The organism is Moorena sp. SIO4A1, from assembly GCF_010672065.1.
GTDB lineage: Bacteria > Cyanobacteriota > Cyanobacteriia > Cyanobacteriales > Coleofasciculaceae > Moorena.
This window is the reverse complement of sequence record NZ_JAAHHX010000033.1, coordinates 1-7826: the sequence shown is the minus strand read 5'-3', so window position 1 is coordinate 7826 and position 7826 is coordinate 1. Positions and strand designations below refer to the sequence as shown.

Here is a 7826-nt window from a genome sequence, read left to right as displayed (position 1 = left end):
TTATGCTCTAAACAAACAACTCTAGGTTGTATAACCGAAATAGCCTCATAAACGTAATAGTCATTACTATCAATATCCACTGACAGAAAATCAATTTCTCCAGTAATACCACCCCTTTCAATTAAATTATTAATATTTTCGGCGTTAACTACCGCTTCGATAAATTTTAAGCGACCTTCCCCGATGGCATCTTGATAATTTTCTCTAATAGTTTTTGCATAGTCTGGCAAGGATTCTATCCACAATCCTGTCCATCCCTTTTCTAAAAGATAATGACTATTGTTTTCTCGTCCTGTTTCTGCTCCAAACTCCACAAAAACCTTTGATTTTATCCCAATTCTATTAAAGATTTCTTCTATAATGCCGTCTTCATCCGATTGAGAGTGTACCTTAAACCCAAAATGCTCTAACCTTCGTGGATCATCTCCTGCTCGAATCTTTCGGTCTTGTTTAATTTGTTCTATAACTGAATCCTGTTTATTCATGACTGATTACCTCACACCGATCCAAATATTACCGTCTTCGGGGTTTGATTAGCAACTAATATTGCTGACAAACTGATAGCGGTGTCCAGGATTCATGAGCTAATTGAACGATAACCATCCAAAGTCCGTTGAGCAGTCTTTTGCCACGTAAAAAGCTTAGCACGTTGCCGCCCTTTTTCAATCATAGATGCTCGGTGTTCTGAGTCTTCTACAACTATCTCCATAGCGTTAACTAGTCCATCCACAGAATCTGGCTCAAATAAACTAGCTGCATCTCCTACGACCTCAGGCAAGGAAGAGGTTAAGCAGCAGATAACTGGACATTGGCATTCCATTGCCTCTAGGGGCGGTAAACCAAATCCTTCATAGCGGCTGGTATAAATTAGGGCTTGGGCATTACAATATAGGGTTTTTAGTAGGGCATCATCACCCCTAAGATAGATGAAATTTTGCCTGATATGATGGTCTTCCATAACCCTTAATTCGGATTCCAAAAAATCACAGGAACCCCCAAAACACACTAATTTGAAATTATTCCGTAATTTAGGACTAGCAGCAAATGCTTTGAGGACTATTTCAAAATTTTTATATTTTGAACGAGTTCCCACATAAAGGAAGTAAGGCTGACTAAGGCAATTCTTTGGTAACTCAGATTCGTTAGCGTCTTGAATTCGACTTGCCCAATAGGTTACTTTAGTTTTTTCCGGATTAACTCCCAATAATTCTACTAGATCATTGCGGGTATTTTCGGAAGCTACAAAAATTAAATCGGCTTGTTCAACTAGCTGGTGCTTATTTTTAATTAATGGCTGAAACTTAGCTTGTCCTGATAAAAATTTTTCGGGAATCATATCATGGATCGTTATCACAAGTTTCTTAGGGTTAACAATCTCCACTAAGTCAGCATCATAGTAGGTAGGATGATAGATATCATACTGTCTACCGAATCTACGGACAAACCATTGAAAGGAGAGTTTATTGATAGTCTCATTAATAGCCTTACCTGTTGGAAAGGTAAATTTTGGTATCACCCCATATCCGGTGAGTTGATCGCGATACTCTGAAATATCATACCCATCGCTCTTGATGCCACGATGCCAATGAATTGAGCACTCAGAGTTGGGCGATAACTCTCGCATTAACTCAATAAAAATTCGGGATATACCACCAAATTTCTGGATGGCAAACATTTGATGGTCGTAGAGAATATCCACCGATTACCCAAGCCCCCGATGTGACAGGCTTTTTATAGAAAAAATATCAGGTTCTTTTAGTTGATTACTATCTTCCTGTGTCTGTAAATTATGATAGACTTTATTCAATTGATGTTCACGCTCTGAGCCAGAAACCATTAGGAATAAATTAGCGCTTGTTGCACTCCCTAATGTTAGTGCTGCTTCTGGAGTTGGTATAGATTTTAGTACTCTTGGGTTAGAATCCACGATCCAGCCCCGGAGGTTTTGATTGTAAAGATTCACCAGCGAGGACATCAATGCTTCCCGTCGCTGCTCATTTAGATTCTTGGCACTCACTTCCATCATGATCACTAGATTTGGTGAGCGCTGAATGGTTTCCATAGCACCATTTAATACCGCAAATTCGTATCCTTCTACATCAATCTTGATAGCATCTATTTGGGATAATCCCAACTCTGGAAGTATGGAGTCTAGACTACGCACTGGAATTCTGAGCTTTTCACGCAAGACAGACCGCTTAGTATCATCCATACCACTAAATGCGGATTCCTGGGTAATATAAAAGTCTGTTTCTCCATCTTCAGCACCGATGCATAGGTCATGGCAAGAAACTAACTGTTGTAAGTGGTTAACTTCTACATTCTGTTGTAAAAGCTGGTAGGCATCTGGGTTAGGTTCAAAGGCATGAACACAACCGCTGGGAGTTAATTTTGTAGCTGATGATACGGCGTAGTAACCAAAGTTTGCTCCTACATCTAGCACAATGGAATTGGCATCCAGCAGACCTAAAAAGAGTTGGGCATCAAAGTATTCTTGGTAATGGCCATAGTAAAAGTCACACCCCAGTCGATCCCCGACATCAACGTGGAATGTCAAGCCTGATGGCAAATTCACTGCTTGGATATCCCGGACCCCTGCTGGATGGAGTTTTTCTCGAAGCGATCGCAAAAACAAGGTGTAGGGTACCGCCAAGTTGGGAAAATCCATCGCCTGAGGCAGAAAATGGTGGAATACCTGAAGATAAATCTCCATCTTATCCAACTCATTTATGGACTCATGGCTAGGTAAATGCTCTTCCTGACTATCCATTAATTCGTAAACTCGTCTAGTTATTGTTTAGCAAAATTATACTTTGGTGTGACAATCTCGGGTGAGGGAACTAAATCACTGACTTGTAAGTCTACTGTAGATGCTAAAAATATTCGGCGTCTTTGGTGCTTGGTCTCCGTTTCCCAGAAATCTTCATGGTCTACATAACCCTGATAGTCGTATAGATAAGGAAATCCTGAAACTTGGAGCATTTTCAGCAAGCAGCTTCGGCTAGGAATCATGGCATGGTAGGTTAACCCCTGGGTTTCATTTTTGCCTTCTTCAACTAGATAGGTAACTGGTTCATTTAAGGGGACATTCATACTTTCAATAAATAACACTTTTTTGGTTAATAACTGCAAATTACGAATGACTTTGAATGGATTTTCTGTATGATAGAGCAAGCCGAAGCAAAACACTAAGTCTGCTCCAGCAAATTGAGACATCTGTGGGGTAGATTCAACATCAACCTGATAAAAATTAGCTTCAGTTACCCGTTTACTCGCTTCTTCAACAAGTTCTTGTCTCCCCTCTAAACCAATTACATTTACTCCCCAATTCACTAGCTTTTTAGAAAACCAACCAGGACCACATCCGACGTCAATGCAAGTGGTGAAACTTAATCCCTGATTGAGTCTAAGCTGATTGAGAATGTTTTCCGCTACAGCCCAGCGGGCTTGATTAATCGCAATATAGTAAGGTTCATCAAATAACATGGTTATAATTTCGATAAAATTATTGATAACAAACTTGTATAGCAAAGGGAGTAGGGAGTAGGGAGTAGGGAGTAGGGAGTAGTGAACAGAGGCAAGAGGCAGCTACCTCTACCCCCCTCAGACTACCCGCGCAGACTTCCGACACTTCCGACACTTCCGACACTTCCTTAGATTATGGGTATTCAACCGGACTTGATATCAGTCCCAGGGGCAACAGTGGAACTTATGACAGTTTTCCCTGATGCGATCGCGACAGATTCCGGTAAACTGAGGGGTGGTTTATCGTATGATCTAGTAGCAATGAAAATTGGGCAAAAAGTAAAAGTGTTTCGTCTAAGAGACCGGGTAGGCAACAACATCGCAAATAAACTGGGACAAATAGGCACGATCACAGATTATAAAATGACCGATGGCAGTGGAGTGGGCGTAACGGTGAAATTTGAGGACAACAGCTCTACCTGGTTCTTTGAGGATGAATTGAAAATCGTAGACTAGATTTTAATAAACGCGATCGCACCGAGGCACGAGACTTGCACTATGGCACGGATTCTAACATTTCTGGGTAAAGGCGGCACAGGTCGCACTACTGTGGCAATTGCTGCCGCTAAGCAGCTGTCGAGCCTCGGTCAACGAGTGCTACTGGTAGGACAAGACCCAAGTCCTAGCTTTGGACTGCTGCTGGGGCTATCCCCAACGTCTGACCCGGTGGAAATAAGTCCTAACCTCCGGGTAGTACAGCTAATGACTACAGTACTACTGGAACGCAGCTGGGAAGATGTCAAAAAGCTAGAGGAGCAATATTTGCGATCGCCTACCCTAAAAAATGTCTATGGTCAAGAACTGGGCATTTTACCGGGGATGGATCATGCTTTAGCCCTCAACGCCCTTCGGGAGTACTACCAAAGCGGTCAGTATGACGCGATCATCTACGATGGCACCGGCTCTCAAGCTACCCTGAGAATGTTGGGAATGCCAGAAATTATCAGTTGGTATAGTCGTAGATTTCGCCAAGTCATGGCAGATTCTGACCTGGGCAAAGCCATTTCCCCCTTTATCCAACCAGTCACTAGCGCCATTCTAAATGTGTCATGGACGAGTGAGGACTTTGCTGGTGAATCAACGAATCAGGCCAACAATATGTTGGAGGAGGGAAAAAATGCGATCGCAGATCCCAATCGGGTCGCATCCTATCTGGTCACTACCGATAACCCCCTAGCCATTGCCACAGCCAAGTATCTGTGGGGTAGTGCCCAACAAGTGGGTGTTACTGTCGGTGGTGTGCTGGTAAACCAAACCCCGGTAACCCCAGCAATAGAATCGGAATTTGCCCCTCTAGTCGTTAATACTCTTCCCACTTCCCCACCAGGGGAAGATTGGCAATCCCTGATCGATGCCCTGCCAGATTTTAAACAGGCATCCCAGGCACCCAGACCTATGACTATCGACATTCCTGGTCGCAACGTTCGTTTATTCTTACCAGGTTTTAACAAAAAGCAGGTGAAACTCACCCAATACGGTCCAGAAGTCACCGTTGAAGCGGGGGATCAACGGCATAATATCCTGCTGCCTCCACAACTTAGTGGTCAATCCGTGAAAGGGGCTAAGTTTCAAGATGGCTATTTGATAATTTCATTCTAGGTAGTTGCTATGGCTGAAGAAAATCTAACTGAACAAAGTGCCAAAACCCGTCAGCTACTGGGTATGAAAGGCGCAGCTCCTGGTGAAAGCAACCTATGGAAGATTCGCCTGCAGTTGATGAAGCCAATTACCTGGATACCCCTGATCTGGGGGGTAGTGTGTGGTGCTGCTTCCTCCGGTGGCTACACTTGGACACTCGAAGACCTTCTGATGGCCGCCGCCTGTATGTTGCTTTCTGGTCCGTTGATGGCAGGGTATACCCAAACCCTGAATGATTTCTATGACCGCGAAATCGACGCCATTAATGAACCATACCGTCCTATCCCATCAGGAGCCATCTCTATCCCCCAGGTGATCACCCAGATTGTGGTGCTACTCCTAGCAGGTATCGCTCTTAGCTACGGACTCGATGTTTGGGCTGGTCATGAATTTCCCACACTCACCTGTCTTACCCTAGGCGGTGCCTTTCTAGCCTATATCTATTCTGCCCCACCCCTGAAACTGAAAAAAAATGGTTGGCTGGGAAACTATGCTCTCGGTGCCAGCTATATCGCCCTTCCTTGGTGGGCAGGTCATGGCTTATTTGGTCATCTTAACCTGACTATTATGATTCTGACCCTGTTCTACTCCCTGGCAGGGTTAGGTATTGCAGTAGTTAATGATTTCAAAAGTGTGGAAGGCGATCGCGAATTGGGCTTAAAATCCCTACCGGTCATGTTTGGTGTTACCACAGCAGCTTGGATTTGTGTGGTGATGATTGATGTATTTCAAGCAGGGATTGCTGGTTATTTAATCAGCATTGATCAGAAGCTCTACGCTGCTATTCTCATCCTATTAATCATCCCCCAAATCACCTTCCAAGATATGTACTTTCTTCGTGACCCCCTGAAAAATGATGTCAAATACCAGGCTAGTGCGCAACCGTTTTTGGTACTAGGGATGCTGGTTGCTGGTTTGGCTTTGGGTCATGGAGCCATTTAAAATAGGGAACAGGGAATAGAGAATAGGGAATAGGGAAAAAATCCTGTGTACCTCAGGTGCGACCCGTGGCGAATTTAATTCGCCTCGCAATTAAACCCTTAAAAATAGGGATAAATCGGTATTTAATACCACAAAATGGATATTGACATTTCCTTAGCGCTAGAGTATAATAGAAGTGTAGAACCCAGCTCTAACGATGCCAAGAAAAGAAGGAGTAACAAAAAGGATATCGACTCAAGTCGTCCCTGTGGCAGGGATGACAAAGTCGGTTGAACTTGAATTGCTGCAGGTAATGAAAAAGCTGGGTATCGTCAGGGCTGAGTCCTACAACAAGCTGGGAAGTATTAACCATTGGGGACTAGATTGGAAAAAGGCGTACCCAGAAGTAAGGAGTTTTAGGACTCCCGAATCCCTGGGACTACCTTCAAAACTAATGGAATGGACGGTCAGTGATGTAGCGAAAGCAATCACAGCCCAACAAGCAGCTTGCACTGAGGCAGTTGTCAAAAGGATTTACAAAAGGTTCTCTGGTACATACAACCAAAAGAGAAGAAAAGAGCTTTGTAGACAGCTCAAAACTTTAGCTTTCCTAGAAAATCCTCTACTACACAGGTTCGTCAGGAAGGAATACCAACGTGGGCATTCTTGGGTTAAGAACCAAATAGTCTATCAACAGGGAGGTTATACCTGTAAGCAACTTTCTCGCAACACTTATCAGTTAGAGTTAGCTGGGTTGAGAAGAGGAAAAAGGAACAAGGTAATCGTTAGATCTAACCGAAAACTGAAAGGACAGATTCGGTTGATACATAATCACGTTTTGCAAAGATTTGAGATTCATTTTCTAGTAGACCATGGAACCGTAGAAATACCATCGGAACTCAAGAGTGTAGGAGTAGACAAGGGATACACCGAAGCTTTCTATGATTCGGATGGTCACGCACATGGGAAGGGACTGGGGAAAGAAACTACCAAGAAACAGAAACGAATATGTGCCAAGAATCGCAAGAGAGGGAAACTATGGGCACTTCATAGAAAGCTAGAGGAACTCAATCCATCTAGATCTGCTCGAATACTGAAGAATAATCTTGGTAGAAAGGCGGAAAATAAGCGATATAGGCAAGACCAATCGGAACTTAAAGCCATTATAGGAGCCGCTTCTAAGTCTCTTTTCAATGGTGAATCGTTGAAAGTTTTTGCGGAAGATTTAACACAACCAATAAAAAATAAACGCCAGTCCAAAACCATGTCCCGCAAACTGAATAGTTGGATGAAGGGGGAAATGCGGGACTCCTTACAGAAGTGGGCTAATTGGACTGGGTCAGTTGTCACAGAAGTCCAGCCTAGTTACACGTCGCAAATTGACTCCGTGACCGGAACCCTGTTGGGGGTGCGGAGCGGAGACAGTTTTACCAGATTCAATGGGGTCGTGTTGCAGGCTGACCACAATGCTGCATTGAACATCCTTGCTCGGGGTACGGACTTCGAAATTACTCGGTATATGAACAAGACCGAGGTTCAGGCAGTATTGTTGCGTCGTACCGCGCGTTACTTGAAAGGGATGGGACTTAGTTTGCTTGATGCAGTTGAGCTTGGCTGGATTGGGTAGGTCGGCGGGGTTGCCCCCGCTTCGCCCCCTAAGCACCGTGCGAACAAGTCTCCAAGTACACGGCGCACCTAATTCCTTTTGAACACGTTATTTTTGCGACTTGCTTTTCTTCGAT

The 7826-nt window shown here is 43.8% G+C and carries 8 protein-coding genes and 1 pseudogene; 4 read left to right on the top strand and 5 right to left on the bottom strand.

Features of this window, described 5'->3' with window-relative positions:
* The 5 genes and pseudogenes from F6K53_RS21250 to F6K53_RS21230 form a co-directional block, all read right to left on the bottom strand.
* Positions 1-485, bottom strand: a pseudogene (locus tag F6K53_RS21250) (hypothetical protein); the annotation flags it as partial.
* A gap of 92 nt (positions 486-577) precedes the next feature.
* Complete coding sequence (locus tag F6K53_RS21245; protein WP_293069770.1) at positions 578-1699, bottom strand: glycosyltransferase family 1 protein; 1122 nt, start codon at positions 1697-1699, stop codon at positions 578-580.
* Positions 1700-1702: 3 nt separating this feature from the next.
* A complete protein-coding gene (locus tag F6K53_RS21240; protein WP_293069772.1) occupies positions 1703-2770 on the bottom strand; it encodes an FkbM family methyltransferase in 1068 nt (355 codons plus the stop codon).
* A gap of 20 nt (positions 2771-2790) precedes the next feature.
* Positions 2791-3486, bottom strand: a complete 696-nt coding sequence (locus F6K53_RS21235; protein ID WP_293069774.1) for a class I SAM-dependent methyltransferase — start codon at positions 3484-3486, stop codon at positions 2791-2793.
* Positions 3487-3505: 19 nt separating this feature from the next.
* Complete coding sequence (locus F6K53_RS21230) at positions 3506-3649, bottom strand: hypothetical protein (RefSeq protein WP_293020450.1); 144 nt, start codon at positions 3647-3649, stop codon at positions 3506-3508.
* An 11-nt stretch (positions 3650-3660) separates the two neighbouring features.
* Here F6K53_RS21230 and F6K53_RS45945 point away from each other — a divergent pair, with 11 nt between their 5' ends.
* The 4 genes from F6K53_RS45945 (at position 3661) to F6K53_RS21210 (ending at position 7711) form a co-directional block, all read left to right on the top strand.
* Positions 3661-3981, top strand: a complete 321-nt coding sequence (locus F6K53_RS45945; RefSeq protein ID WP_364303448.1) for a DUF2862 domain-containing protein — start codon at positions 3661-3663, stop codon at positions 3979-3981.
* 42 nt (positions 3982-4023) lie between these two features.
* Positions 4024-5124 carry an ArsA family ATPase gene (locus F6K53_RS21220; RefSeq protein WP_293069778.1) on the top strand — a complete coding sequence of 367 codons (1101 nt, stop codon included), beginning with the start codon at positions 4024-4026 and terminating at the stop codon, positions 5122-5124.
* Positions 5125-5133: 9 nt separating this feature from the next.
* Positions 5134-6105: a chlorophyll synthase ChlG gene (chlG, locus tag F6K53_RS21215; protein WP_293069780.1), complete on the top strand. Its 972-nt coding sequence runs from the start codon at positions 5134-5136 to the stop codon at positions 6103-6105.
* 196 nt (positions 6106-6301) lie between these two features.
* Positions 6302-7711 (top strand): zinc ribbon domain-containing protein, encoded by a 1410-nt coding sequence (locus tag F6K53_RS21210; RefSeq protein WP_293069782.1) that lies wholly within the window; start codon positions 6302-6304, stop codon positions 7709-7711.
* Positions 7712-7826 lie beyond the last annotated feature (115 nt).

Excerpts from the sequence above, each read along its gene's own strand:
- F6K53_RS21240 (WP_293069772.1), bottom strand. The coding sequence starts at position 2,770 with ATGGATAGTCAGGAAGAGCATTTACCTAGCCATGAGTCCATAAATGAG.
- chlG (WP_293069780.1), top strand. The coding sequence starts at position 5,134 with ATGGCTGAAGAAAATCTAACTGAACAAAGTGCCAAAACCCGTCAGCTA.
- F6K53_RS21210 (WP_293069782.1), top strand. The coding sequence starts at position 6,302 with ATGCCAAGAAAAGAAGGAGTAACAAAAAGGATATCGACTCAAGTCGTC.
- F6K53_RS21220 (WP_293069778.1), top strand. The coding sequence starts at position 4,024 with ATGGCACGGATTCTAACATTTCTGGGTAAAGGCGGCACAGGTCGCACT.
- F6K53_RS45945 (WP_364303448.1), top strand. The coding sequence starts at position 3,661 with ATGGGTATTCAACCGGACTTGATATCAGTCCCAGGGGCAACAGTGGAA.
- F6K53_RS21235 (WP_293069774.1), bottom strand. The coding sequence starts at position 3,486 with ATGTTATTTGATGAACCTTACTATATTGCGATTAATCAAGCCCGCTGG.